Here is a 24334-nt window from a genome sequence, read left to right on the forward strand (position 1 = left end):
AAGCGGAAGGCGCCTTGGCTTCATAAAACAAAATCCCCTTAGCCTTTTGGCCAAGGGGATTTGATCTATTAGTTAGCTGCTATTACTTTAGCAAATGCATCTTCGACAGAAACATACTCATATCCAAGATCTTTCGCAACCGCTGGGTATGTGATACTGCCGTTTACAACGTTAACGCCAAGCTTAAGTGCTGCATTGTCTTCAATAGCTTTTGCAACACCTTTGTTTGCAATCTGCAGCGCGTAGTTGATTGTAACGTTTGTAAGAGCAATTGTAGAAGTTCTTGGAACGGCACCAGGCATGTTCGCAACAGCATAGTGAACAACGCCATGCTTATCGTAAGTTGGATTGTCATGAGTTGTAATGTGATCAACTGTTTCGAAAATACCGCCTTGGTCAATCGCCACGTCAACAACTACTGAACCAGGCTTCATTGTTTTAATCATTTCTTCCGTTACAAGCTTAGGTGCTTTAGCTCCTGGGATTAGAACCGCACCAATTACCAGGTCAGCATCTTTAACAGCTTGTGCAATGTTGAAAGGATTAGACATTAAAGTTTGGATGCTGTTTCCAAAAATATCATCAAGCTGGCGAAGACGTTCTGGGCTTAAGTCGATGATCGTAACTTGTGCGCCAAGCCCGATTGCCATTTTCGCAGCGTTGATTCCAACTACACCGCCGCCAATGATGGTAACTTTTCCGCGTGAAACACCTGGAACGCCTGCAAGAAGAATACCCATTCCGCCATTTGTCTTCTGAAGGAATTGAGCTCCAATTTGAGCAGACATGCGTCCTGCAACTTCACTCATTGGAGTAAGAAGAGGCAATGTGCGGTTTACTTCTACTGTTTCATACGCGATAGCTGTAACACCTTTTTCAGTTAACGCCTTTGCAAGCTCGGGCTCTGCTGCAAGGTGAAGGTATGTGAATAGAACCAAACCTTCACGGAAATAACCGTACTCAGAAGCCAGAGGCTCTTTAACCTTCATAACCATTTCAGCATTCCATGCTTCTGCAGCTGTATCTACGATAACAGCTCCTACTTCTGTATAATCTTCGTTAGTGAAACCGCTTCCAATTCCTGCCTCGATTTCTACAAGTACTTTATGTCCGGCTTTTACTAATGCATCAACGCTTGCTGGTGTCGCAGCAACGCGATTTTCGTTATTTTTAATCTCTTTAGGTACTCCAATAATCATGGAAAAATCCCCTTTCAATCTACCAAATATGATATTTACTATTGTCAGTATAATAATTTTAGTAAAGCGCTGTCATTGTTGAATCGGTAAAATAAAAGAGCCTCCATTTGTGAAAATCTACAAATGGGGGCTCTTCTTTTCGATTCTCCGGATTTTAAGCTCAAGGTATAAAGAAAGTTTTGTATTTGCATTCTTCAGATCAACTTCCCCGATATCGGTTATCCTCTTTAAGCGATAATTCAATGTATTCATATGGATATGCAGCTTTTTAGCTGTTTCATTCACATTGCTGTCATGATCAATAAAGGCTTCCAGAGTAGTGAGCAGATTGGTCCGATGCTCAAGATCATATTTGTTAAGCTTTTCGATAGCAGGATGCTCATATGGTTCCAGCCTTTTCTTTTCGAGAATGGCATCAAGATAGCGGAAAATGCCAAGCTGCTGATAGCTATAAACATGATGAATCTCTTCGGGAAATTGTTCTTTAAGACGCAGGACCTGCAGTGCCTCCTGATAGCTTTTTTCAACTTTTTCATAGTGTTGATAAGTTGTTCCAGTTGCCCCGCTAATATGATCAATGCTGAACCGCGTCTTCATTTGATCGATGAAAAAATGGATAAATTCTATAAAAGCACTTTCAGAAAAAGCAGGATCCGGCGGCGCTGCCAGAATAATAAATTCATTTCCCATCGCTGCATGAAAGGTGATATGAACCTTTTGGCTCGTCGTAATCAGATAAATGATATTTTGTTCTATTTTAGAGGTAACTTCTTCTTTAAACCTAAAGACAAGTACAGCAAACGGCGATGGCGGTTTAATGCTTAACTCGTCAAACCTTTCTGCAATTTCAGCATGGCTATGGAAATGGCCGGTTAACAGCTCCCAGAAAAAATCCCGGTATCCCTTAGCTCTTTTTTTCTTTTGGGCGTTTAATCTCAGCATTTCCGTCCTTGCAGACTGCGCAGCAAGCTTCAGCAGGTCCAGCTTGCTTTCTGTCAAGAAGGTTTCTTCTTCAACTGCCCATATGTAGCCTAGTACTTCATTATGATTGCGTATGGAAATGGCTACTCGATTTCCAAGTCCTATTTCCTTTATTTCAGAGATTCTAAGCGGTTCCCCGCTTTGCATCAGCTGCGGAATCACACGTTCCTTCCATAAACGATTAATCACTTTTTCAGGAACCTTTCTGCTGATAATCGTTGCGATTCTCGCGGTATCTGTCTGATCATCATGTGTACTATAGGCCAGCAGGCGATGGTTAACATCCTCTATTGTAACAGGGCATTCCAGGACATCGCGGATCTTATCTACCAATTCCTCCAGATCACTAAATGCCCTCTTAAACGGATCTTTTTCCAATTTATCATCACCCAATCGTAAAACTCCTTTAAACGGCATTTAACTTTTTGTATCCTATTATATTATACCTCAGGTCCTCCCTGTACTCTACCAAAGCCATCAAGTCCATACGGCAAAATTCGAGCGTTACCTGACATATTTTTTAAAAAATTTCTAATAGTTTTACTTTTTAAATTTGACTTGAAGTTATATTCAGATAATTTTACAATAGGAAATGCTCACAAAAAAAATCATATATTAATAGTTTTATTCACAGCAATTGAAAGCGTTAACATCTGGGAGGCGACGAATTTATGCTTGAGACGCTTAATAAAATTAACGGGGTGCTCTGGGGCACACCAAGTTTGATTTTGCTTTTTGGTACTGGTGTTCTTTTAACATTCATGCTGAAAGGCCTTCAATTCAGAAGGCTGATATATGCATTTAAATTAGGCTTTACCAAAGAAGGACAGGCTTCATCTAATGATGAGGGCGATGTCAGTAACTTTAAGGCGCTTATGACAGCACTGGCAGCAACCATTGGCAATGGCAATATCGCCGGTGTTGCCACTGCGATTACACTTGGCGGACCAGGAGCTATCTTCTGGATGTGGATCGTTGGTCTGCTGGGAATGGCAACCAAATATGCGGAAGCGCTGCTGGCAATGAAATACCGTGTAAAAAATGCAAATGGCGAGTACTCCAGCGGACCAATGTATTATGTAGAACGCGGTCTTGGCAAAAAGTTTAAATGGCTTGCAGTAGCATTTGCCGTCTTTGGCGCTTTTGCAGCACTAGGCATCGGAAACAGTGTTCAATCGAATACGATTGCAGCCGTTATGGATACTTCTTTTGGAGTTAATAATTGGGTTACAGGTGCCATTCTTGCTGTACTGGCTGCTTTAATCATCTTTGGCGGCATTCAGCGTATTAGTACTGTTGCTGGATTTTTTGTACCAGTCATGGCGGTGCTTTATATTGGCGGTGCTTTAATTATTCTGGCCGTTAATTATGATCAAATCATCCCTGGTTTCCAGACTATCTTCCACTATGCCTTCAATCCGGTTGCAGCGACTGGCGGTTTTGTCGGTGTTGTAGTATCTGAAGCAATCAAGAATGGTGTTTCAAGGGGTATTTTCTCTAACGAAGCCGGTCTTGGTACAGCAGCGCTTATCGCAGGCAACGCAAAGACCGACCACCCTGTAAAACAGGCTCTGGTTGCGATGACTGGTACATTTATTGTGACAATCGTTGTTTGTACGATGACTGGACTGGTACTTATCATGACTGGTTTCTGGGACACAACTGGCGGATTGATCTCTGGAGTGGCGCATGACGGCAGCCTTGACGGCGGGGCATTAACAAGTGCAGCCTTTTCCCATGTTCTTGGAACAGCAGGTGAATATATCGTTGCATTCTCTGTTATATTCTTCGGTTTCTCAACAATCGTCGGCTGGTATGTATACGGTGAAAAATGCTTTGAGTACCTGGTAGGCACAAAAGGAATTATGGGGTACCGTGCCATTTACATCTTAGCGACTGGCATCGGTGCGGTTGCCAACTTAACGACCGTTTGGGCTTTCGCAGATATGGCAAATGCATTAATGATGATTCCTAACTTAATTGCATTAATCCTTTTAAGCAAAGTGGTTGTTAAAGATACTAATGAATTCTTTGAAAATCACTATAAGGCAGCCAATAAGCAGCTTAAGAATGCTGGCTGATAAAAAAAGCGGAAGGTGCCTGCTTATCGCTGATGGCGCCTGGGGCTAGACAATTATCGAAGTTCAAAGTTTTATTCTTTCTTATTTTGTAAATGTAAAACAAACACAGGTCCTTGATCTGTGTTTGTTTTTTTTAGCTGTGTTCCTAAAATATCTGCCGCTGAAATAGCGAACTTTCATTTTTCCCATGAATATAGGCAAATATTCGATAGTGATAGAGAAGATCGTCAGTTAATATTCCTTCTCCTTCAAAAGAATAAGCATCTATAAAAGCTTCTATTTTGTCTTCATCCTCTTCATCCCATACCCCGGTCATCCAGACTTTATAGGCAAGTTTGCTGTTTAAACCGTGATATCCGCTTTCTTCAAAAAGATCCTCTATTTGCTCCCTTTCCACCTTTTAAGCCTCCCTCCTCGTATGTTATCCATCCTTTTCTGTTTATAACTTCTTTATACATTTGGGACAAGGCAAATATACAATTTTAGCACCACATGGGGTCAACTTGTCTATACTATATCGAAGTCTATTTTATTCAGAAGGATACATTTTTAAAAAGACTAAGGGAGGGATAACGATGGATTTGAACGAGTTATTTCATTTAGGCAATAAAACAGCTATTGTGACAGGCGGTGGCCGAGGACTAGGCGAGCAAATGGCAAATGCACTTGGGGAAGCAGGAGCAAATGTTGTCATCTGCTCACGCAGCATTGAAGCATGTGAGCATGTCAGAAAAGGCCTTGAAGCAAAGGGAATTAAATCTCTGGCGATTGAATGTGACATAACCAATGAGGAAGACATTCAAATGGTCATCAGCAAGACCCTAGAGACATTTGGAAGCATCGATATTCTCATTAATAATAGCGGGACATCCTGGGTTGCGCCATTTCTTGAACTGCCTGCTGATAAATGGGACAAAGTCATGAATGTGAATCTAAAGGGGCTGTTTTTATTTTCACAGGCTGCGGCAAAAGTGATGACGAAGCAGGGGAGCGGCAAAATCATTAATATTTCTTCTGTAAATGGAATGAGAGGTACTCATTCCGCATTTCTTGATGCAATTGCCTACAGTACAAGTAAAGGAGCTGTTATCGCACTTACAAAGGATTTAGCTGTAAAATTGGCACCTGCCGGCATTCAAGTGAACGCTATTGCTCCAGGCTTCTTTCCTACCAGAATAACAAAGGTCCTGGAAAAATCGAGTCCAGTTATTCTTGGAAAAATTCCTGCCGGAAGATTTGGAAATGAACATGACTTAAAAGGAGCAGCTGTCTTTTTATCATCCAATGCATCTGATTACGTGACAGGACAGGTTTTAGTCGTAGATGGAGGAATGACAGTATCCCTCTAAGCCCGTTGATTTCCTGGTTGACTTCATAGAAAGGAGAATGTTTATGTCTATTAACCATACTGAAGCCTTATTACAGGCAATAAAAAAGTTAGGGACAAAAGTGGAAAGAGAACTGAATGAATCCATTCAGAACTCTATTAACAAGGAAGAAATATTTAAAAATCTAATCACCCGTTCCGAGGTGACCGCAGCAAGCATGAAAAAACTCCAGGAAGCCATTGAGACACTATCCATCCCTCTTAATTTCCCTACCAAAACTGACGTAGCAAATGCAGCGAAATTAACTGTGCAGGCTGAAGAAAAAATGGACCTGATTGACGAAAAAGTCATGGCTTTGGCTCAATCAGTAGAGGAAATAAAAAAGGCACTTGGCAGCCCTGCCCCAAATTCTCAAGCAGACCCAGATAATATTCTTCAAGTCCTATCTGATTTAACGCAGTCACTGAATCAGGAATCGGAATCTTCCAGCAGCAGTGAAAGCGCGGGAAAATAAATGGAACATAATACCGCTTCCAAAAAACTGAATGGATTCTTTAAGACCATTCTCCAGCCCGATCCGGACACCAATTCAACTCCAAGGACTGCAGTTTGGAAAAGAAATAAGGCTACACTCTGGCACTATGCCCCTTCCAGTAAAAAATACAAAATTCCGGTTTTCCTTGTATATTCGCTCGTCAATCAGCCCTTTATTTTAGATCTTGGTCCGCAGAACAGTTTAATTGAGGCTCTGACCAACAGCGGATACGATGTCTACTTGCTGGATTTCGGGATTCCGGGTTATGAGGACAAAGAGATTACGATGGACGACTATATTACTGAATACATCCAAAAGGGGGTAAAAAGAGCTTTATATCACGCCAAAGCAGAAGAAATAACCGTCATGGGTTTTTGCCTTGGCGGCACTTTTTCAGCCATTTATGCGGCCATTGCGGATGAGCCAGTCAAAAACTTAGTATTGTCAGTCGCACCAGTTGACTTCAGCATCATACCTGTCTTTGATAAATGGGCAGAAGAATTGCGGAATGGAGAAGGCAGCCTGGACTCCATTTTTGAAGCATGGGGACTTATACCCCCCTTTGCCATCAAATCAGGAATGCGGCTATTTACTTCACCTATTTATTACTCCCCTTATTTGTCGCTTCTGGCCAGGGCTGACGATGAAGCATATGCCTCCCGGTGGAAACGTTTCAGCCACTGGACCGATGGCCATATTCCATTTGCCGGGGCAGCACTAAAGCAAATTAATCATGATCTTTTGAAAGAAAACAAGCTTGTGAATGGCACATTAACCGTCGGTGAAAGGAAGGCGGTGCTAAGCAATATCAAAGCCAATTTACTCGCTGTCGCTTCGGATCATGACCGCCTTGTCCCAAAAGAACAGATTTTTCCTATCATGAACCTGACTTCAAGTACTGATAAAACTTTCCATCTGCTTCAGGGGGGGCATGCCAATCTTACTTCTGAAGGAAAAGTTCCTGACTATCTGGACAAATGGCTGTCGTCGCGCTCAGGACAAATATAATATTCAAATTCCCCTGTCTCTGCAGGGGATTCACTTTTAAAGGAGGTATCTTAATGATTTTATGGAATTATCCAAGTTATATTATAAGTGACCACACTATCAGTGCCTATATGGGTTTTGCTTCATTTGTGTTTAAAGACTTATTCTATGTATAGCTTTTAAAACCATGCAATTGCTGCATGGTTTTATTAATTTTAATATCTTTACTAAATTGTGTTTTTAAGTTCTGAGTTGCAAATAATAAAAAAAGAACAAAAGGCAGAAGTCCCCTCCAAAAAGAGCGCCTGAGAGAGGCATCTGCCCAATGACAAGAACAGAAGGAGACTAATAATGGACATGAAGATTTTTAAGGCAATCAACCGGTTGTCCGGACGTATTGCTTTCATGGACTTTTTAATGATTCTTATATCAAATAGGGCAAGGTATTTATTTTTATTCGTATTGGCATGCATGTGGCTGGCAAAAGGTCCCTCCAAAACAGCCGCAAAAAAAGCTGCTATAGCTTCCCTGATCGCTATCCTGGTTAACAAGATCATTAAAATTTGTTATTTTAAGCCCCGCCCCTTCATAAAAAACAAGGTTGGCATATTGATCCCAGCCAAAAAAGATTCCAGTTTTCCAAGCAAACATACAGTAGTGTCGTTTGCTGCTTCTATCGTCATTTTTTACGGCAATCGATTTATAGGCCGTATTTTGCTGTTGGTTTCATCTCTTACAGGTTTCGCGCGTATCTGGGCAGGCCACCATTACCCTTCCGATGTAATGGGCGGTGCCCTTATTGGAGGAACAATAGGCTGGATGACAGAAAAATGTTTACATCTGAATTCAAAAGAAGGAAATCAGGATGATAAAAAAATGTAAAATCCGCACTTTCTTTGCCGAAAGAAAACTTGTTTTGTCAGCTTGAAGGACTTTCCGTTATCCGGATAGAATCAATTGTGAAAACGGGAGGGGATCAGAATGAATACAAGTGCTGCAGCCAAATTGTTAGGAGTTTCGCCTAGCACTATTCAGCGATGGGTTAAACAACTGGAGCTCCGGACGGAACGGAATGAATTAGGCCATTACTTATTTACCGAAGAAGACATTAACTTGCTAAAGCAGGTGCAGGACCAGCTGAACCAGGGGATTATATTGCAGGACGTTACGGTAAATGGCAAAAAGGCCAGAAAAGGTACGGTCCAAGGGGAAACAGCTGAACCAGCCATGGAGAAAATTTATTTGAAGATCAGCGAGCTTGAGCAGCGGCTGAACGGAAAAGCGGATGATGTTGTCTCCTATCAGCTGCTGCAGCACCGCAGTGAAATAGAAGAGCTGCAAAAGGAGAATGCACGCCTGCTTAAGCGGATTGACGTTCTTGAAGCTAGGACAGCTGTAAAGAGCCGAAGCATCCCCGCTGACACCCTTTTGGTTTTTGATCAGGAGAAACCCAGGAAGAAATTAAAAAAGAAAAATATTTTTACTATGCTATTTGGATTTTAAGGCATAAAAGCGTTACGGCATTGTAACGCTTTTATGTTTATTAATCATCCCAGCTGAATCGCTGCTCAAGGAAGGGGTCACCATAGTTGTGATAGCCATTTTTCTCCCAAAAACCAGGTTTGTCAGTTTCAGAAAACTCGATGCCTCTAATCCACTTTGCGCTTTTCCAAAAATAAAGATGCGGAATCACAGCCCTTAGTGGAAATCCATGCTCCGGAGTCAGGAGCTCACCGTTATGAGTATGGGCAAGCAGACTAGTGCTTTTTAAAAAATCTTTAATGGGAAGGTTCGTTGTCCACCCTTCTTCCGCATGGAGAATTACAAATTGGGCGGTTTCTTTTACAACTGTCTGCCTGGCAATTTCAGCGGCGGAGACTCCCTCCCAAACATTATCAAGCTTTGACCAGCCCGTAACACAGTGGATATCATTTTTGTACTGTGTCTGAGGAAGGTTCATTACCTCCTCATGCGAAAAGGATAATTCCTTTTCAACTTCCCCAAATATCTGCAGATTCCATTCCTGCATATCCTTATAGTGCGGTACATTTCCATAGTGCAGTACAGGAAAGGCAGTCGTCACATTTTGATTTGGCGGTACCCGGCTTGAGGTCTGTTTTCTGATTTTTCCAAAATACACTGAAGCCACCTCTGTTCTTTTTCCTTTATCGTACCCTACTTGATGGATTGATAAAAGCAAAGAGAAAGCAGCCCCATTATGGAAGCTGCTTACATTTATAAGATAATTGCCGCCAGCCATCCAAACAGGATGAGCGGAATGTTGTAGTGAAGGAATGTTGGTACACAAGTATCCCAGATGTGATTGTGCTGTCCATCTGCATTCAAGCCCGCTGTTGGCCCCAATGTGCTGTCTGATGCAGGCGAACCGGCATCTCCAAGAGCCGCGGCTGTCCCTACTAGAGCAATTGTTGCCATCGGGCTGAAGCCAACTTCTAGTGAAAGAGGCACAAATATCGTTGCAATAATCGGGATGGTTGAGAATGAAGACCCAATCCCCATTGTAACAAGTAAGCCGACTAGAAGCATAAGCAATGCTGCAAGTGATTTATTATCGCCAATGATTGCGGCTGCCTGTTCAACAAGGCTTTCAACATCGCCAGTTTCTTTTAATACATCGGCAAATCCAAATGCAGCCAGCATGACAAATCCAATAAATGCCATCATCTTCATGCCCTCTGTTAAAAGCTGATCTGCCTCGTTCCATTTAATAGCACCGCTGATATAAATAACGAAAATACCTGTCAGCGCCCCAAAGATCATTGAATCCAGCTGCAGCTGCACAATGAGAGCTGCTGCAATCGCAATGAAAGCAAAAATAATGCCCTTTTTTGAATAATTGCCTTTCTCTGTCTCCATTAATTCTGATGGACGATAATCCCTTTTTTTACGATAAACAAATAATGCAACTATAAGACCAGCTGCCATGCCGGCAACAGGAATAAGCATGGCTTTCGGGATGTCTGCCATTTCTACTGCCAGCCCGCTATTCTCCATATTTTCAGCGAGTATCCCTTGGAAAATTTGTCCAAATCCCGCAGGAAGCAAAATATACGGAGCTGTCAAACCAAATGTCAATACAGATGCTATCAGCCGGCGGTCCATCTGGAGCTCATTCATAACCTTCAATAAAGGCGGAATTAATATCGGAATAAACGCAATATGAATTGGAATCAGATTCTGAGAAAAAATAGACATTAATAAAATGGAAAATATGATGAGTGCCTTTGATAAGGTTTTCCCTCTGGATTCCCCGTTTTTTCCGACCTTTGCCAGGACCCATTCTACTAATAGATTCGGAAGTCCGGTTGCGGAAATGGCTAAGGCAAATCCGCCCAATAACGCATAACTTAATGCAACCTCTGCACTGCCGCCGAGCCCATTTGAAAAAACTTCTATTGTTTTATCTATGCTTAAACCGCCTGCCAGCCCGCCTGCCAATGCGCCAGCCACAAGGGCAAGAACAACATTGACACGCAGAAGGCTGAGAACAAGCATGATTAAAACTGCAAGTATAACTGCATTCATGATGATACCCTCTTTCTATACGTATGTTTCATTATACTTTACTCTGCTAAATCGGTAGAGAACTAAAATACAAATATAAAACTATCATACTTCCACTTTTCGTGTCAATGATTTCGGGCAGATTCAGAAATGGGAGTTTACGCCAGACACTGCTTTGGCCGGTATTTTTTAGGAATTGGGCCGGTAAATTGCCGATCTTGGCCGGTAAGATGAGGGTTTTGGCAGTTATTTCGGGTTAACCAGCCGGTAAAACTCATTTCTTACCGTTCCAATGCGAATTTTAGCTAAAAACTGCATAAAAAAAACTCCGGATCTCTCCAGAGTTCTGAATTCATCATTATTTTGCTTCAAATCTTTCAACCAGCAGTGCCAATGTACGCACCATAACGCCTGTAGCGCCGTCTGGTCCAAGATCATGGCTTTTTGCTGTTGTGGCTGTACCGGCAATATCAAGATGCACCCATGGTGTGTTCTCGGCAAATTCACCGACAAATCCTCCGCCCATTATGGCATGGCCGGCACGTCCTGGTGAATTGTTAAGATCCGCAACTTTACTGCTTCTGATTCTTTCTTTATCTTTTTCAAAAAGAGGCAGGCGCCAGATTGGTTCGCCAGCTTCATAGGATGCTTCCAGCACCTGCTCAAACCACTCTTCATTATTGGTTAATGCACCTGTTGTTTCTTCCCCCAGTGCAACAATGACACCTCCAGTCAGAGTTGCAACATCCACCAGGTAGTCCGCTCCATGATGCTTTGCATATGTTACTGCATCAGCAAGAACCAGACGCCCTTCTGCATCCGTGTTAAGAACTTCAATGGTTTTCCCGCTCATGGATGTGATGACATCATCCGGCTTAAACGCTGTTCCGCTCACCATATTATCTGTTGAAGGAATAACAGCGACAACATTTTGTTCAGGCTTCAGTTCGCCTATGACTTCCATTGCGCCAAGCACAGCCGCCGCACCGCCCATATCGGTTTTCATCCCGACAATGCCATCCTTCGGTTTAATGGAATAGCCTCCTGTATCAAAGGTAATCCCTTTGCCCACCAGGCCGATGACATCCTTCCATTCTTCCTTGCCCTGATATTTAATGACAATCATCTTAGGAGGCTCTGCTGATCCCTGATTAACTGCCAAAAGAGCACCCATCCCCAGTTTAAGCATATCCTCTTTTTCAAGTATTTCCACTTCAAATCCGTATCTCCATGCCAGTTCAGAAGAGTAATTTGCCAGATCAGTGGCGGTCAGCATATTACCTGGCAGGTTGACCAATGTACGGGCTGAGTTCGTTCCTTTCCCGTGTGCATACCCTACTGTTAGGGAAGCCTTTACCTCTTCCTCCTCTGCGGCTTCGCAATAAACAGCAATACTTTCAATATCTTTTTCGGGTTCATTCGATTTCTGTTTGTAATCTTCAAACTTATAGGTGGAAAGCGCAAACGCCTCGCTGGCTGCATGGGCTGCATCAAGCGCATCTACATTTCCTCCGATAAATGTATCAAGATAAACACCCGCATTTTGAAGCTTGGACGATTTCACTTCCTTAAATGCCCTGCCCAATGCTTCACGCAATCCTTCAAAGCTGAATTCTTTTTCTTTTCCAAGGCCTACTGTAATTAATCGTTTGGCCCCAATTTTTCCAAAAGTATGTATTTTTGCAATGGCTTTTTTCTTGGCAGAAATATCCCCGCTTTTGACCAGTTCTGTCAGCTGGCCGTCAAATTGGTCATCTGCACGGGACAGTACACCTTCAAACCTGGCTGGTTTATCGAAGACACCAACGATCAGGCATTCCTGTTCGGCTGAGAAGTCAAATTCTTTCTTTACTGAAAACATTCTGGCACCCCCATAATATCTTTTTCATCTTATTATATCGAAAATACTGAATTATTTCGACTATCTAATTTTATGGCGTTTCTATTTTTGTGCTAATCTTCCAAATATAGCACCAGCTGCGGCAGTTTAGGAAGGGATTCTATCATTTCAAATGGCAGCCGATCGATATTTTCCGGAAAAATAGAAAGGCATTCTTCAATAAACCCATACACATGCTCAAGATTAATCCCCCAGTGTTTAGGCCGGTAAGACTGCAAGTATTCCTGCGCCGCCTGCATCATCAGTCTTGCTCCTTTGACATTGCCGTATTCATAATGATAGATGCTGACACTCATTTGCAGAAGGCCTTTCAGAAATAAATTTCCTTTGTCCGTCATCCACATTTCCTCTAGAAGATCATGGCATGTGTAATAGTCACCTTCATTGAAGCTGACAAAGAATTCGTAGTATTCAAGAGGATAATCTTCCATGAAACCACCCCATGTTCTGGACTTCCTATCACTTTCATTTTAACAAAAAGAATAGAGATTATCCTATACATACAATCCTTAAGTATATTCTTTAATAATTGGGTAAAGAAAATAGAGACAGAAAGGAGAATGTTATGGATCCTCTATTATTTGCCGCCTTCTCAGCAGGAAATATCCTGTTGTTCTTCTGGGCGCTAAGCACTGTCAGGGACAGTGGCCTCATTAGTGCTGTCTTCCTGCTTCCTGTACTTCTCGGATTAATTTACGATAACGGAATTCTGGCTGCTGGCCGTTTTATCGGGGAGGGCAATACTTTAAAGCATCTGAATTATGCCCGTTTTTGGATCCATGCCTTTTTCACTCCGCTGCTTGTTCTATACTCCTGGAATACTTTAAAACAAGCAGATTTAGAATGGGCCAAAACAGGCACATTTAAATGGATTGCTTATTTGCTTACTGCAGGATTAATTATTCTGGAACTTTCTTCTGAGGTATTTGGACTTAAACTGGAAGCAAGGTGGGAATATGGTGTTCTTAGCTATTCAGATACAGAGGCACCAGACAGCCCTCCCATTATGGTGCTGATCGTATCTGCTGTGCTGCTGGCGGCATCTGTTGTTATTTGGCGCAAACAGGGCTGGTTCTGGTTTTTTGCCGGAGCTGTATTGATGATTATCGGAAGCGCCATTGATATTCCAATTGAAAGTGCAGCAGCAGTTAATGCCTTTGAGTGGCTTCTTTTGCTTTCCCTGACAGCAACTTCGTATTTTCAAAAAAAGCATCGTTTAACAAAAACTTAAAATAGATCAGCTTGCAGGAAGGAACAATCTGTTGGAGAATATTAGTTAGTATAGCTTTCGGCAGTTCCTTAAAAAATGCCTATTTGAAGCTGCAGCGGGAGTATCTTACAACTCATGAGGTGGTCTCATATGGAATTATTGACAAATTTTCCTTTATGGTCTGCATTGGCAGCCATCTTCTTTGCCCAATTTGTAAAGGTGCCCATTCAATTTATTGCCACCCGGAAAGTAGATTGGTCCCTTTTGACAAGTACTGGAGGAATGCCCAGCTCACATTCAGCAGCAGTAACTGCCCTTTCAACCGGAGTTGCATTAGAGACCGGAATGGAATCCGCTGTTTTCGCTGTCTCAGCCGTATTTGCCATTATCACAATGTTTGATGCTACCGGAGTACGACGTCAGGCTGGTGAACAGGCGATTGTATTAAACCAGCTTGTAGCCGACTTCAATAAATTTGTTGAAGAAGCAAAGACATGGCAGAAGAAAGAAGGCCAAGAAAAACAGAAAGAATTGAAGGAGCTGCTTGGCCATAAGCCGATAGAAGTTCTATTTGGCGGCCTGACTGGAATCCTATTGACTTTAGCACTTCATTATTTATTTTCCTGAAGGTGTGATTTATAGTGAAAATCCTTTCCTTATGCCCAAGCAACACGGAATTAGTGGAATACTTGGGATTTACTGATATGCTCGCAGGAGTGGACGATTATTCCGATTGGCCGGACCAAATATCCGTTCTGCCCCGGCTGGGCCCTGACTTGTCTATTAATATGGACAAAGTAGAGGAATTGAAGCCTGATCTTGTGCTGGCATCCCTTAGTGTTCCCGGCATGGAAAAAAATGTAGCGGAGCTTGAAAAAAGGCAGATTCCCCACATTGTGTTAAATCCTCAAAGCCTGGCAGATATTGAACAGGACCTGATTCTTGCTGCTGAAAAAATCGGTAAGCCTGAAAGAGGCATTTTGGCTGCTAAAGAGTTTGCGGAAAAAATAGAGGCACTTAAGCTCATCTCAAGCAGGATTGAAAAAAAACCAAGCCTCTATTGGGAATGGTGGCCTAAGCCCGTATTTACACCCGGCAAGGTCAATTGGCTGACGGAAATCAGTGAAATTGCCGGTGGAATGAATTTATTCAGGGACATTGAGCTTGCGAGTGTCCAGACCGATTGGGAGGATGTCCTGAATCGGCAGCCGGATTATGTCTGTCTCGCCTGGGTCGGTGTCAGAAGAGAAAAGATAAATCCAGAACTTGTCCTGAAACGTCCAGGCTGGAGTGAAATGGACGCAGTTAAGCAGAACAGAATTCTGGTTCTGGAAGAAGAACTTTTTTGCAGGCCTTCACCTCGGCTGATTGAAGGAGCCATAAAATTAGCTAAAAAAATCCACCCGCAGGCATTTTCTATGATGTAAAAATAAAAAGGCAAATCCGATTATTCCCGCGGATTTGCCTGCATTCCGTATTTATTTTTTCTCAGATTTAATATATTGCTGTCTAAATACCTGCATGGATTCATTTTCATTCAGTAACTTTAATTCTTCTTCGGTCAGGGTTCCATCGCCCATTTCAACGATGTAAACCTCGAGTGTTTTCTTTCCCCAGTTATTATAAACATCATCAACCGTTTCATAATAGAGATCCAATTTATTCCCCTTAATGGCACCGCCTTTATCGGCTACAACACCATATCCATAACCCGGGACAAACAGGATCGTTCCAATCGGAAAAACATTTAAATCTGCTGCAACTGTAGAGTATAAATCTCTTTTAACTTTAACCCCTGAGTATGTAATGCCAAAGGACGGGTGATCCGGATTTTTGCCTGTCGACTCGTAAAATGCCGTATATCCAGTAGCTATTACTTGTTTTTTCTGATACTGCGACCAGTCAATCGAATCTTCCAGTGTCGGTGGCTGTTCAATTGCCACAGCTTCACTCGCAGAAATCTTAGGTTCCAGACTCACTGCCTGCTTCAAAAACTTAAATGCTACGCCAACCGATTTTAATGTATGGTCAAACTTTGAATTTCCATCTTCGCCAGCTCGTTCAGCATCACTTTGATGCAGCTGAACAATTGATCGGGCTTCCACTCCGGAAATCGAATGGAAGGTTGTCAATAATGCACCTGCAAATAAGGCTGACATTACTGAACGTTTCATCCATATTTTTAATTTGCTCATCTATTACACTCCTCCCAAAGTTATTCATTTCCCATCTTTGAGAGAAATATTCATAACTAACGGGAGCAGAAGCCTCCGGGCATCCATTTCCAGACAGGCTTAAGCCAGTAATACCATAGGCTTGGGCGATTTGATCACACTAATCAAAAAAATAAAAAATCCCTGCCGCCAGCAGAGATTTCACAACAAATTTAAAACATCCGATATCCTTTTTTACGTAGAAGCCTAATGGTAATTCCGGCAACGATGGCGCCTGCCATTCCGCTGCTTAATATGAGGATGTCGGCCAGAGCAAGGCTGGATAATTCAGCGCCAAGACTGGAAAACGATTCCCACGGGTCCCGAAAATACTCAATAAAACGAACTTTATCGATGATAAAGATGGCGATAATAGGATAAATAATAGCCATGATCCAAGACATTCTTAATAACATATTTAATATAAAACCTATCCCAAAAAACAGCACAAAAAATAGAAGCATCGAAATAGGCAAAACGAAAATCGTCATTTGCATGAACTTGTTTCCTCCCTTAGCACATCAATATTTAGTGTACTTTAATGTTGATTGGGGAGTCAACAAGAAAAGCGGGTGGTGCCAGCATGCCCGCTAATTAAAAAGTGGAAGCGCCTTGCCCACCCCCCGGCACCTCGAGGGGATAGGCTGCTCAGTTATTTAACTTTTGAAAAGAAAAAACTTCGCATTCCGCGAAGTTTTTGGTTTATTCCTTTTTCTTTCCTGTACCGCCACAGCAGCTGCAGGTTTCAGATCCACCTAACAATAATTGAAAATACCCTTTCCCTGAACAATACATACACTCTTTATTTTCATAATTCTTAGCTGTCATTTCATCCATCTCCTTTTGAATTTTTCAACTGAATTTTCTGATAATATACCAAGGATATGAAGAAATGAAAAGCACCATATTTCATGAAAAACCGTCGTTGGAAACGCATACAAGCATTGTTTTCTTCTTATTTCTCGTTTTATCTCAAAATTTCAGAAAATTATAAAAATAATTTATATGCTGTGTATCCGAAAGTATCTCCGGGATTAATGCCGTTAATTAAAGGTTTTATGGAGGATTCAGAAGGATCCAATATGTATTTTAAAAGAACTGACGCATCCGGGTCATCAGCGAGCTCTTTTGGATCGCGATACTGCACGTCAAAAAGTTCACTTTCCTGAACTTTTAATGATTGTCCAGGCTCGGCTGCCAGCAAAAACAAAACCATATTATCGCTGACCTCCCCTTTGATCACACCTGTTCGCAATCCAAGTAAGCCTTTCACTGAACATTTAATCCCTGTCTCTTCTTCTACTTCCCGAACTGCAGCTTCATCAACTGTTTCGCCCGACTCGACAAATCCGGCAGGCAGAGACCATTTGTCTTTAAGGCCTCCATATTTCTTTTTAACGACAAGCCAATACCCTTCGGGTGAAATAACGAGCCCTGAAACCGCCAGCCATACCTTTCCCCGTTTATGTTCCACTCCCATCCTATAGCCTCCTTTTTAACTAATTCTATCACGAAAATTTGTCCATTAAAAAAAGGACAGACTAGGTAGTCCATCCCTTTACTATATATGATAGCCGATTTATTAAAGAACGTTGAATTTACCTTTTTTCAATACAAGTGAAGGCCCGCCAACCATGTAAAGAGCACGGTTATCGATCATCTTCTTCATGAATGAAGCTTTCGTACCAACCATTTTCTTGCCGAATGCAACACCGATGGCATCGTGTTCACCAAGAGAACATACAGTACCTTTAATATCTGGAGTAAATGTTTCAAGTTCAGTTTTATTGCGGATTAAAGCAGTAATGTTTCTTGCACATACTTCACCCTGCTGCATAGCGATTTGTGCAGTAGGAGGGTATGGACGGTTAATTTCTTCATTGATGATTAATGAGCAGTCTCCAATGATAAACAAATTATCATGGCCAGGAGCACGCAAATCAGGCTGTACTTTTACACGTCCGCGCATTGCTTCAATACCGGAATTCTCAATAATAGAATTTCCGCGTACACCCGCAGCCCAGACAACAGTTGCAGCTTTGATTTCTTCTACTTCATCTTCGCCCTTACCAACAATGATGCCTTCAGGCGTAGCTTCCTTAATAGCTGTTCCAATCATGAATTGTACGCCTTTTTTCTCCAAGTGAGAAACAGCGTAATTAACAAGCTCAGGATCGAAGCCAGGAAGAACCATTGGCGCTGCTTCCACGCAAATGATTTTCACTTTGTGGTAGTCCACATCGTACTCTTTGCAAAGCTCAGGAACACGGTTTGCCAATTCTCCAAGGAATTCGATGCCGGTAAAGCCTGCTCCGCCGACTACAATTGTCAGGCGTTCGTCTTTTTTCTCGGCGTCTGTATTGTACGTAGCAAATTGATATTCAATATGCTCGCGAATCTGACGCGCAGCATTTACATTGACAATAGAAAATGCATGTTCCTTAAGTCCTTTAATACCGAATGTTTCCGGCTCAGCTCCTAGAGAAACAACTAAATAATCATAGTCAATTTCGCCGCTTTCCAAAATGACTTTCTTTTCTTCTGTTTTAATTTCCAGAGCAGTTCCCTGAACGAATTCAACTTTGTTGCGGTCAATAACATCTTTTATATCATAGCGTACACGATCATGATGAAGTGTTCCGGCTGATGCTTCATGCAGCCATGTTGTTTCATAATGGTAGTCATTCTTGTTCACTAAAACGATTTCCGCTTCGTTTGTTCCTACAGATTTCTGCAAACGGGTTGCAACCATCAAACCGCCGTAGCCTGCACCGAGGATAACAATCTTTGGCTTTCTCAAGTGTATCACTTCCACCTTTTTTAAGTATTTTCTAATGTTTTCTTATCTTCCACTGCTTTATATTTTTTATAGCAAAAAACATAAAAAAACTTTGTGATGTTATTCACGAACTAGTTCAAAAAAACTCAACAAAATTGTCATAAAATATTAACATTATTCCTCCATTACATCTTATTCTACTTCATATAGTTTTTCAAGCCTAAAAAAATAGACGAAAAACTTAAAAATCTTAGGAAAACTTAAGGGAATATACGGGTTTTTAATTCACCTTCTTCATTTTAAATCTTCCAATTATTCATAATACTTACCTCGGTTGATGAGGTTTTAAACGATTTATGTTAGAATAAAGAGTGGAATTTCAATACATACGCGGGGGGATATTGCATGAAAGAAGATCAAAAGGTGTATGACATAACCATCATTGGCGGGGGGCCAACTGGTTTATTCACTGCTTTCTACGGGGGCATGAGACAAGCATCAGTAAAGATTATTGAAAGCTTGCCGCAGCTTGGGGGACAGTTATCTGCTCTTTATCCTGAAAAATACATATATGATGTTGCCGGCTTCCCGAAAGTCCGCGCCCAGGAATTAATTGATAACCTTAAGGAACAAATGGCTAAATTCGAGCCTACTGTATCACTTGAACAATCTGTCGAAAAATTAGAGAAACAAGCTGATGGAACATTTAAGCTTACAACCAATAAAGAAGTACATTACTCCAAAACCATCATTATCACTGCCGGGAATGGCGCGTTCCAGCCTCGCCGTCTTGAACTTGACAGCGCAGCTCAATACGAAGGCAGGAACCTGCATTACTTCATTGATGATTTAAATCAATTCGCCGGCAAGAAAACAGTTGTTTTCGGAGGCGGGGACTCTGCAGTAGACTGGGCATTAATGCTTGAGCCTATCGCTGAAAAAGTAACGATTGTTCACCGCCGCGATAAATTCCGCGCGCATGAGCACAGTGTAGAAAATCTTCAGAACTCTAAAGTCGAAATCAAAACACCTTATGTGCCTGCTGAGCTTATCGGTGACAGCGAAGGAATCAAACAAGTCGTCCTGGAAGGTGTTACTTCAAAGGAAAAAGAGGTATTCGATGTTGATGCTGTGATCGTAAACTACGGATTCGTTTCCTCCCTTGGCCCAATTAAAGAATGGGGTCTTGAAATCGAAAAGAACTCCATTGTTGTAAACTCAAGAATGGAAACAAATATCGAAGGCATATATGCTGCCGGTGATATCTGTACATACGATGGAAAAGTGAAGCTTATTGCCTGTGGTTTCGGTGAAGCGCCAACTGCAGTAAACCACGCAAAATCCTACATCGATCCAAAAGCGAAAGTTCAGCCGATGCACAGCTCTTCCATGTTTGGCAAATAAAGAAAAGCGGAAGCGCCTTGCTTACCTCCGATACATCGAGGAGACTGGCTGTCTGCGCTGGACAGTTAACGAAGTTTTCGATAGAAAAGGACGGCCCTTCAGGGACCGTCCTTTTAATTAGGCAGCAGAGAGATAGTTCGAAATTGGTCCAGTAACTGTCTTGAAGCGTAAAATGCTGTATTTAGCACTCTTCCGGAGTACCTGTATTTGAAGCGGTACGAAAAGAGGATCCACAGCCGCAGGATGCAATGGCATTGGGATTGTCTATTGTGAATCCGCCGCCCATCATAGATTGTTTGTAATCAATTTTTGTGCCTTTTAAGATGGGTGCGTCTTCCTTGCTGACAAGAACCTGGATACCATAGTGCTCTGCCTGGATATCATCCTCCTCGACTTCATGGGCAAACCCCATTCCATAGGAAAGTCCGCTGCACCCGCCTCCTTTAACGGCTACACGCAAGAATGCATCTTCTTCCTCATTTTGTTTCATCATTTCTTTTATATGCAAAGCTGCTGCTTCTGTTATATCCACAACTTGTTCCATGTTATTCCCTCCTGTACATGTAAGGATACTTCTATATTAATAGTATATACAGTAAAAGGTATGTGCTCAACTTAAGAGGCTTTTTCTTTTTATTGTCTTTTCTGAACAGTGTTTAACAAATAGTTCTTTATGCCCTCAAATCAAACGATTAATGGTATAATAGTCATAATCATTATCTTCGGAGGTGGCATTCTATGCAGCAATTAAAGCCTACTTATGATAAAAATTGCGGATGCAGAGTCTGCAAAGAAAGTTTCACCACAAAAAAAATCCGCTCCCGATTTGTAAAGGTATTTAATTATGACAGTGACTTTTGCCCAAATTATTCTGATGAATACATGAATCCTCTTTTATATCATATTAATACTTGCCCTCATTGCGGCTACTCAGAATCAGAGGACTTTTCCCCTTATTTTCCGCCTGGAGCCCTGGACATGATCAATTCTAAAGTTGTGGATGCCTGGATACCCCAGGATTATTGCAGGGACCGCACCATCACTGTTGCAATCAACACCTATAAGCTTGCTATTTATTGCGGAACTTTAAAAAGGGAGAAGCATATTATTATGGCTGGTTTATATATCAGACTGGCCTGGCTCTTCCGGAGTATAAAGAATGATAATCAGGAACAAAGATTTTTGAAACTTGCTCTAAAAGAATATTCGGAGTCTTATATGTCTGATGATTTTAAAGGATCATCCATTTCTGAAACGAGGATTTTCTATCTGATCGGAGAGTTATCCAGAAGGACACATCAGTCTGAACAGGCTGTTAAATACTTTTCGAAAGTAATTGAACTGCAAAGCCGCTCCACTGAGCCTAAATTAATTGAAATGGCAAGAGAACGGTGGTATGAGATGAGACAGGAACAAAAAGCTGCCGCCAATTAAGGAAAGCAGAAGAACCCTGCCCGCCCCCGGCTTCTCTAGGGGCAGGCACTGGAGCTAGACAGTTATTCAAATTATTGTTTTCTAACCTTTGAAACAAGAAAAAGGAGCGAAATTTAATCGCTCCTTTTCTATATTAAAACATAGGATTTTCATCCAGATATTGATATATATTTTCAACCAGTTCATCTGGCGTTTCTCCAGTAACCACTTCTCCATTCACAAGCGCAAAAAGAGTGCTTGCACATTTGCCGCAATACCCAAGACAGCCATATTCTATGACATCCAGGTCATAATCCTTTTCCAGCTTTTCAAGCGCTTTTTGAGAGCCGCTGGCCAAATTGCTGATGCAAAATTCGATGATTGGCTTAATCACATCTTTCACCTCTCTACCATGTTAATGCTACCTTTTTTACTTGAATTGTGCAAGAAATGGATTCCATTCTCTCCTTTAAAAGTGCACATATTTACCACTTCATGTCGTTTATTGTCAAGTTTCCTGCTGATATGTGTTGTGATTTTGACACAATTTCGTTATACTTTTTATGGGTTTGAGGTTATTAATATCATTTATTTATTTTTTTAAGATAACTAATTAACGTTATTTGAGTTCGGCGAAAGTAAACAGTACGGACATAAAGGGGAAATATACTATGAAAAATCTTGTGATACTTGGCGGAGGTTATGGCGGTATGAGGGCGCTTGCCCGACTTTTGCCTAATCAGCTTCCTGATGATGTCTCCATTACACTAATAGATCGTGTGCCTTATCATTGTTTAAAAACTGAATATTACGCTCTTGCTGCAGGTACCATTTCCGATCAGCATGTGCGTGTATCCTTCCCTGAACATCAAAGATTGACCATTAAATACGGTGAAGTGACAAAAATCAGCATCGAGGAAAACAAGGTATATCTTCAAGGCGAAGAACCTGTTTCGTATGATGATATAATAATAGGCCTTGGATGCGAAGATAAATACCATAATGTCCCGGGAGCCGACATTCACACATATAGCATTCAAACAATAGAAAAATCCCGAAGAACGTATGAAGCTTTAAATAATCTTTCACCAGGCTCTGTTGTTGGAATTGTCGGTGCAGGATTAAGCGGAGTCGAACTGGCTTCTGAATTGAATGAAAGCCGTCCAGATTTGAAAGTCAAATTGTTCGATAGAGGGAAGCACATACTTTCTGCGTTCTCTGAAAGATTAAGCACATATGTAGAAAATTGGTTTTTAGAACATAATGTAGAAATTATTAACCAGTCAAACATTACTAAAGTAGAAGAAAAAACCCTTTATAATCATGACAAAGCCATCCACTGTGATGCCATCGTATGGACCGCCGGCATCCAGCCAAACAAAGTGGTTCGTGATATGAATGTGGAAAAGGATCAGCAAGGACGTGTAGTTTTAACCAAGCATCACAATATCCCTGGAAATGAACATGTCTATGTCGTCGGGGATTGTGCAAGCCTTCCGCATGCACCAAGTGCCCAGCTTGCTGAAGGGCAGGCAGAGCAAATCGTTCAAATCCTATTGAAACGCTGGAAAGGTGAGGAACTCCCTGAAACATTGCCGGTAATCAAGCTTAAAGGAGTTCTTGGATCATTGGGCAAGAAGCACGGCTTCGGTCTAGTCGCAGAACGCCCTATCACAGGACGCGTTGCCCGCCTGCTAAAATCAGGGATTTTATGGATGTATAAATACCATAATGGATAAGAGGGCCCATTGCGGGCTCTTTTTTTTTATGTTTTAACCCATAGCGGATAACGATAAAGATTAATTTATATTTGCACCATGACTTTGCTGAAAAATTGATTTGAAAGAAAGTGACCGATAAAATCAATCTGGTATAAATGCCAGAGAGATGAAAATTAAACTGCAATATCCAGCAGAAAACAAAAAGGTGAAATCACTACTGTCAAAAAAAGTTAGAATCTAACCTCTAATGCAGCAGAATCAGCTGATAATATAAACAATCTTTCCAAATAAAAAAATGAGCATCCCTTTCGATGCCCATTTTTTTATTAAACTGCCTGGTATCCGTACTTTTCCATTTCCGCATAGATCGTTTTTAATTTCGGATTGCCTTCACCGACAATTTCATCCTCAATCAGGACAACCGGGTAAAACATATCCTCCTCTATCACTCTCAAGGCGAACTCCTTTTTGTTCTCTTCTTCGGGCGGATTATGAATGTCAACATACACGATTTTAAAAGGCTGATTGGCAAATTTGCGGGATACAGCCGCCTCCAGCCATTCATATGTCTCCTTGGATGATGGGAGATTCACACAGCTTGGACAAAGCTGTTCCGCACCATACACAGTGATTTCAATCTCTTTTTTCAATCTTCTTTCCCCCTAGCAAAACTTGTTCTTACCTTCATTTTACAACATTAACAAAGAGCAAACCTAATAAATATTCTCCTAGTGAGTGGAAATTACGCTCTTGGAATAGATTTTTAAGACTGATTTGATTATAATAAATATATGGAAAGGAGTCGATTTCACATGGCAGAACAAACGACTATGACTGAACAAGTTCAGGAAGTATTAGATAAATTACGCCCATTCCTTCTTCGCGATGGCGGGGACTGTGAATTGGTGGATGTTGAAGATGGCATCGTTAAATTGCGCCTTCTTGGTGCATGCGGCAGCTGCCCAAGTTCAACGATTACGTTAAAAGCCGGTATTGAGCGCGCTCTTTTGGAAGAAGTACCTGGTGTAGTCGAAGTAGAACAAGTATTTTAATTTTAC

The 24334-nt window shown here is 41.6% G+C and carries 27 protein-coding genes and 1 pseudogene; 13 read left to right on the forward strand and 15 right to left on the reverse strand.

Features of this window, described 5'->3' with window-relative positions; genetic code table 11:
- Positions 1–68: 68 nt before the first annotated feature.
- Positions 69–1199: an alanine dehydrogenase gene (gene ald / locus DFO72_RS19600; protein ID WP_113883594.1), complete on the reverse strand. Its 1131-nt coding sequence runs from the start codon at positions 1197–1199 to the stop codon at positions 69–71.
- 117 nt (positions 1200–1316) lie between these two features.
- Positions 1317–2573, reverse strand: a complete 1257-nt coding sequence (locus DFO72_RS19605) for a PucR family transcriptional regulator (RefSeq protein ID WP_113883595.1) — start codon at positions 2571–2573, stop codon at positions 1317–1319.
- A gap of 278 nt (positions 2574–2851) precedes the next feature.
- On the opposite strand from DFO72_RS19605, the gene DFO72_RS19610 reads away from it, so the two are divergent.
- Positions 2852–4261, forward strand: a complete 1410-nt coding sequence (locus tag DFO72_RS19610) for an alanine/glycine:cation symporter family protein (RefSeq protein ID WP_113883596.1) — start codon at positions 2852–2854, stop codon at positions 4259–4261.
- 145 nt (positions 4262–4406) lie between these two features.
- Here the strand turns inward: DFO72_RS19610 and DFO72_RS19615 are convergent, their stop codons facing one another.
- Positions 4407–4658 (reverse strand): hypothetical protein, encoded by a 252-nt coding sequence (locus tag DFO72_RS19615; protein WP_113883597.1) that lies wholly within the window; start codon positions 4656–4658, stop codon positions 4407–4409.
- Between the two features lie 178 nt (positions 4659–4836).
- Between DFO72_RS19615 and DFO72_RS19620 the strand changes: the two genes are divergently transcribed.
- The 5 genes from DFO72_RS19620 to DFO72_RS19640 all read left to right on the forward strand — a co-directional run bounded on the left by DFO72_RS19620 (position 4837) and on the right by DFO72_RS19640 (position 8614).
- Complete coding sequence (locus DFO72_RS19620; protein WP_113883598.1) at positions 4837–5610, forward strand: SDR family oxidoreductase; 774 nt, start codon at positions 4837–4839, stop codon at positions 5608–5610.
- 43 nt (positions 5611–5653) lie between these two features.
- The gene (locus DFO72_RS19625; RefSeq protein ID WP_243856215.1) at positions 5654–6103 is read left to right on the forward strand and encodes a hypothetical protein; all 450 of its coding nucleotides are present in this window, start codon (positions 5654–5656) and stop codon (positions 6101–6103) included.
- Positions 6104–7132 (forward strand): alpha/beta fold hydrolase, encoded by a 1029-nt coding sequence (locus tag DFO72_RS19630; protein WP_113883600.1) that lies wholly within the window; start codon positions 6104–6106, stop codon positions 7130–7132. It begins immediately after the preceding gene.
- Positions 7133–7462: 330 nt separating this feature from the next.
- Complete coding sequence (locus tag DFO72_RS19635; RefSeq protein ID WP_113883601.1) at positions 7463–7993, forward strand: undecaprenyl-diphosphatase; 531 nt, start codon at positions 7463–7465, stop codon at positions 7991–7993.
- Between the two features lie 99 nt (positions 7994–8092).
- Complete coding sequence (locus tag DFO72_RS19640; protein ID WP_113883602.1) at positions 8093–8614, forward strand: MerR family transcriptional regulator; 522 nt, start codon at positions 8093–8095, stop codon at positions 8612–8614.
- 40 nt (positions 8615–8654) lie between these two features.
- Here DFO72_RS19640 and DFO72_RS19645 read toward each other — a convergent pair whose 3' ends face one another.
- From DFO72_RS19645 to DFO72_RS19660, 4 genes are all read right to left on the reverse strand, one after another.
- The gene (locus tag DFO72_RS19645) at positions 8655–9251 is read right to left on the reverse strand and encodes a sulfite oxidase-like oxidoreductase (protein WP_166672522.1); all 597 of its coding nucleotides are present in this window, start codon (positions 9249–9251) and stop codon (positions 8655–8657) included.
- Positions 9252–9346: 95 nt separating this feature from the next.
- Entirely contained in the window at positions 9347–10657 is a 1311-nt protein-coding gene (locus DFO72_RS19650; protein WP_113883604.1) for a Na+/H+ antiporter family protein, read from the reverse strand.
- A 337-nt stretch (positions 10658–10994) separates the two neighbouring features.
- A complete protein-coding gene (locus DFO72_RS19655; RefSeq protein WP_113883605.1) occupies positions 10995–12497 on the reverse strand; it encodes a leucyl aminopeptidase in 1503 nt (500 codons plus the stop codon).
- Positions 12498–12589: 92 nt separating this feature from the next.
- Positions 12590–12967, reverse strand: a complete 378-nt coding sequence (locus tag DFO72_RS19660) for a DUF309 domain-containing protein (RefSeq protein ID WP_113883606.1) — start codon at positions 12965–12967, stop codon at positions 12590–12592.
- Positions 12968–13101: 134 nt separating this feature from the next.
- Between DFO72_RS19660 and DFO72_RS19665 the strand changes: the two genes are divergently transcribed.
- From DFO72_RS19665 to DFO72_RS19675, 3 genes are all read left to right on the forward strand, one after another.
- Positions 13102–13767, forward strand: coding sequence for a hypothetical protein (locus DFO72_RS19665; protein ID WP_113883607.1), 666 nt, complete (start codon positions 13102–13104; stop codon positions 13765–13767).
- Between the two features lie 129 nt (positions 13768–13896).
- Positions 13897–14373 (forward strand): divergent PAP2 family protein, encoded by a 477-nt coding sequence (locus DFO72_RS19670; protein WP_009331680.1) that lies wholly within the window; start codon positions 13897–13899, stop codon positions 14371–14373.
- A 14-nt stretch (positions 14374–14387) separates the two neighbouring features.
- The gene (locus DFO72_RS19675; RefSeq protein ID WP_113883608.1) at positions 14388–15173 is read left to right on the forward strand and encodes a cobalamin-binding protein; all 786 of its coding nucleotides are present in this window, start codon (positions 14388–14390) and stop codon (positions 15171–15173) included.
- Positions 15174–15224: 51 nt separating this feature from the next.
- Here the strand turns inward: DFO72_RS19675 and DFO72_RS19680 are convergent, their stop codons facing one another.
- From DFO72_RS19680 to DFO72_RS19695, 5 genes are all read right to left on the reverse strand, one after another.
- Positions 15225–15941, reverse strand: coding sequence for a 3D domain-containing protein (locus tag DFO72_RS19680; RefSeq protein ID WP_113883609.1), 717 nt, complete (start codon positions 15939–15941; stop codon positions 15225–15227).
- A 191-nt stretch (positions 15942–16132) separates the two neighbouring features.
- Positions 16133–16456: a YuiB family protein gene (locus DFO72_RS19685; protein WP_113883610.1), complete on the reverse strand. Its 324-nt coding sequence runs from the start codon at positions 16454–16456 to the stop codon at positions 16133–16135.
- 205 nt (positions 16457–16661) lie between these two features.
- Positions 16662–16787: a YuiA family protein gene (locus DFO72_RS29600; RefSeq protein WP_019380032.1), complete on the reverse strand. Its 126-nt coding sequence runs from the start codon at positions 16785–16787 to the stop codon at positions 16662–16664.
- 160 nt (positions 16788–16947) lie between these two features.
- Positions 16948–17439, reverse strand: coding sequence for an NUDIX domain-containing protein (locus DFO72_RS19690; protein WP_113883611.1), 492 nt, complete (start codon positions 17437–17439; stop codon positions 16948–16950).
- A 102-nt stretch (positions 17440–17541) separates the two neighbouring features.
- On the reverse strand, positions 17542–18759 hold the full coding sequence (locus tag DFO72_RS19695; RefSeq protein ID WP_009331685.1) for an NAD(P)/FAD-dependent oxidoreductase: 1218 nt from the start codon (positions 18757–18759) through the stop codon (positions 17542–17544).
- Between the two features lie 384 nt (positions 18760–19143).
- On the opposite strand from DFO72_RS19695, the gene DFO72_RS19700 reads away from it, so the two are divergent.
- Positions 19144–20142 (forward strand): NAD(P)/FAD-dependent oxidoreductase, encoded by a 999-nt coding sequence (locus DFO72_RS19700; RefSeq protein ID WP_113883612.1) that lies wholly within the window; start codon positions 19144–19146, stop codon positions 20140–20142.
- 181 nt (positions 20143–20323) lie between these two features.
- Here the strand turns inward: DFO72_RS19700 and DFO72_RS19705 are convergent, their stop codons facing one another.
- Positions 20324–20686, reverse strand: coding sequence for a HesB/IscA family protein (locus DFO72_RS19705; protein WP_113883613.1), 363 nt, complete (start codon positions 20684–20686; stop codon positions 20324–20326).
- A gap of 194 nt (positions 20687–20880) precedes the next feature.
- Here DFO72_RS19705 and DFO72_RS19710 point away from each other — a divergent pair, with 194 nt between their 5' ends.
- Positions 20881–21576: a DUF2225 domain-containing protein gene (locus tag DFO72_RS19710; RefSeq protein WP_113883614.1), complete on the forward strand. Its 696-nt coding sequence runs from the start codon at positions 20881–20883 to the stop codon at positions 21574–21576.
- Positions 21577–21709: 133 nt separating this feature from the next.
- Here the strand turns inward: DFO72_RS19710 and DFO72_RS19715 are convergent, their stop codons facing one another.
- Positions 21710–21949: a YuzB family protein gene (locus DFO72_RS19715; protein ID WP_009331689.1), complete on the reverse strand. Its 240-nt coding sequence runs from the start codon at positions 21947–21949 to the stop codon at positions 21710–21712.
- A 277-nt stretch (positions 21950–22226) separates the two neighbouring features.
- Between DFO72_RS19715 and DFO72_RS19720 the strand changes: the two genes are divergently transcribed.
- Complete coding sequence (locus DFO72_RS19720; protein ID WP_113883615.1) at positions 22227–23294, forward strand: NAD(P)/FAD-dependent oxidoreductase; 1068 nt, start codon at positions 22227–22229, stop codon at positions 23292–23294.
- A gap of 308 nt (positions 23295–23602) precedes the next feature.
- Here DFO72_RS19720 and DFO72_RS19725 read toward each other — a convergent pair whose 3' ends face one another.
- Positions 23603–23926, reverse strand: a complete 324-nt coding sequence (locus tag DFO72_RS19725; protein ID WP_009331693.1) for a YuzD family protein — start codon at positions 23924–23926, stop codon at positions 23603–23605.
- 180 nt (positions 23927–24106) lie between these two features.
- On the opposite strand from DFO72_RS19725, the pseudogene DFO72_RS19730 reads away from it, so the two are divergent.
- Positions 24107–24328 (forward strand): annotated as a pseudogene (locus tag DFO72_RS19730) (NifU family protein); the annotation flags it as partial.
- Positions 24329–24334: the final 6 nt, after the last annotated feature.

Source organism: Cytobacillus oceanisediminis (assembly GCF_004366035.1).
In the GTDB taxonomy this organism is placed as follows: domain Bacteria; phylum Bacillota; class Bacilli; order Bacillales; family Cytobacillaceae; genus Cytobacillus; species Cytobacillus oceanisediminis_C.

Bases quoted from the DNA above. Each gene is read 5' to 3' on its own strand.
- ald (WP_113883594.1), bottom strand. From the start codon at position 1,199: ATGATTATTGGAGTACCTAAAGAGATTAAAAATAACGAAAATCGCGTT.
- DFO72_RS19610 (WP_113883596.1), top strand. From the start codon at position 2,852: ATGCTTGAGACGCTTAATAAAATTAACGGGGTGCTCTGGGGCACACCA.
- DFO72_RS19620 (WP_113883598.1), top strand. From the start codon at position 4,837: ATGGATTTGAACGAGTTATTTCATTTAGGCAATAAAACAGCTATTGTG.
- DFO72_RS19625 (WP_243856215.1), top strand. From the start codon at position 5,654: ATGTCTATTAACCATACTGAAGCCTTATTACAGGCAATAAAAAAGTTA.
- DFO72_RS19630 (WP_113883600.1), top strand. From the start codon at position 6,104: ATGGAACATAATACCGCTTCCAAAAAACTGAATGGATTCTTTAAGACC.
- DFO72_RS19635 (WP_113883601.1), top strand. From the start codon at position 7,463: ATGGACATGAAGATTTTTAAGGCAATCAACCGGTTGTCCGGACGTATT.
- DFO72_RS19640 (WP_113883602.1), top strand. From the start codon at position 8,093: ATGAATACAAGTGCTGCAGCCAAATTGTTAGGAGTTTCGCCTAGCACT.
- DFO72_RS19650 (WP_113883604.1), bottom strand. From the start codon at position 10,657: ATGAATGCAGTTATACTTGCAGTTTTAATCATGCTTGTTCTCAGCCTT.
- DFO72_RS19655 (WP_113883605.1), bottom strand. From the start codon at position 12,497: ATGTTTTCAGTAAAGAAAGAATTTGACTTCTCAGCCGAACAGGAATGC.
- DFO72_RS19660 (WP_113883606.1), bottom strand. From the start codon at position 12,967: ATGGAAGATTATCCTCTTGAATACTACGAATTCTTTGTCAGCTTCAAT.
- DFO72_RS19665 (WP_113883607.1), top strand. From the start codon at position 13,102: ATGGATCCTCTATTATTTGCCGCCTTCTCAGCAGGAAATATCCTGTTG.
- DFO72_RS19670 (WP_009331680.1), top strand. From the start codon at position 13,897: ATGGAATTATTGACAAATTTTCCTTTATGGTCTGCATTGGCAGCCATC.
- DFO72_RS19680 (WP_113883609.1), bottom strand. From the start codon at position 15,941: ATGAGCAAATTAAAAATATGGATGAAACGTTCAGTAATGTCAGCCTTA.
- DFO72_RS19685 (WP_113883610.1), bottom strand. From the start codon at position 16,456: ATGCAAATGACGATTTTCGTTTTGCCTATTTCGATGCTTCTATTTTTT.
- DFO72_RS29600 (WP_019380032.1), bottom strand. From the start codon at position 16,787: ATGACAGCTAAGAATTATGAAAATAAAGAGTGTATGTATTGTTCAGGG.
- DFO72_RS19690 (WP_113883611.1), bottom strand. From the start codon at position 17,439: ATGGGAGTGGAACATAAACGGGGAAAGGTATGGCTGGCGGTTTCAGGG.
- DFO72_RS19700 (WP_113883612.1), top strand. From the start codon at position 19,144: ATGAAAGAAGATCAAAAGGTGTATGACATAACCATCATTGGCGGGGGG.
- DFO72_RS19705 (WP_113883613.1), bottom strand. From the start codon at position 20,686: ATGGAACAAGTTGTGGATATAACAGAAGCAGCAGCTTTGCATATAAAA.
- DFO72_RS19710 (WP_113883614.1), top strand. From the start codon at position 20,881: ATGCAGCAATTAAAGCCTACTTATGATAAAAATTGCGGATGCAGAGTC.
- DFO72_RS19720 (WP_113883615.1), top strand. From the start codon at position 22,227: ATGAAAAATCTTGTGATACTTGGCGGAGGTTATGGCGGTATGAGGGCG.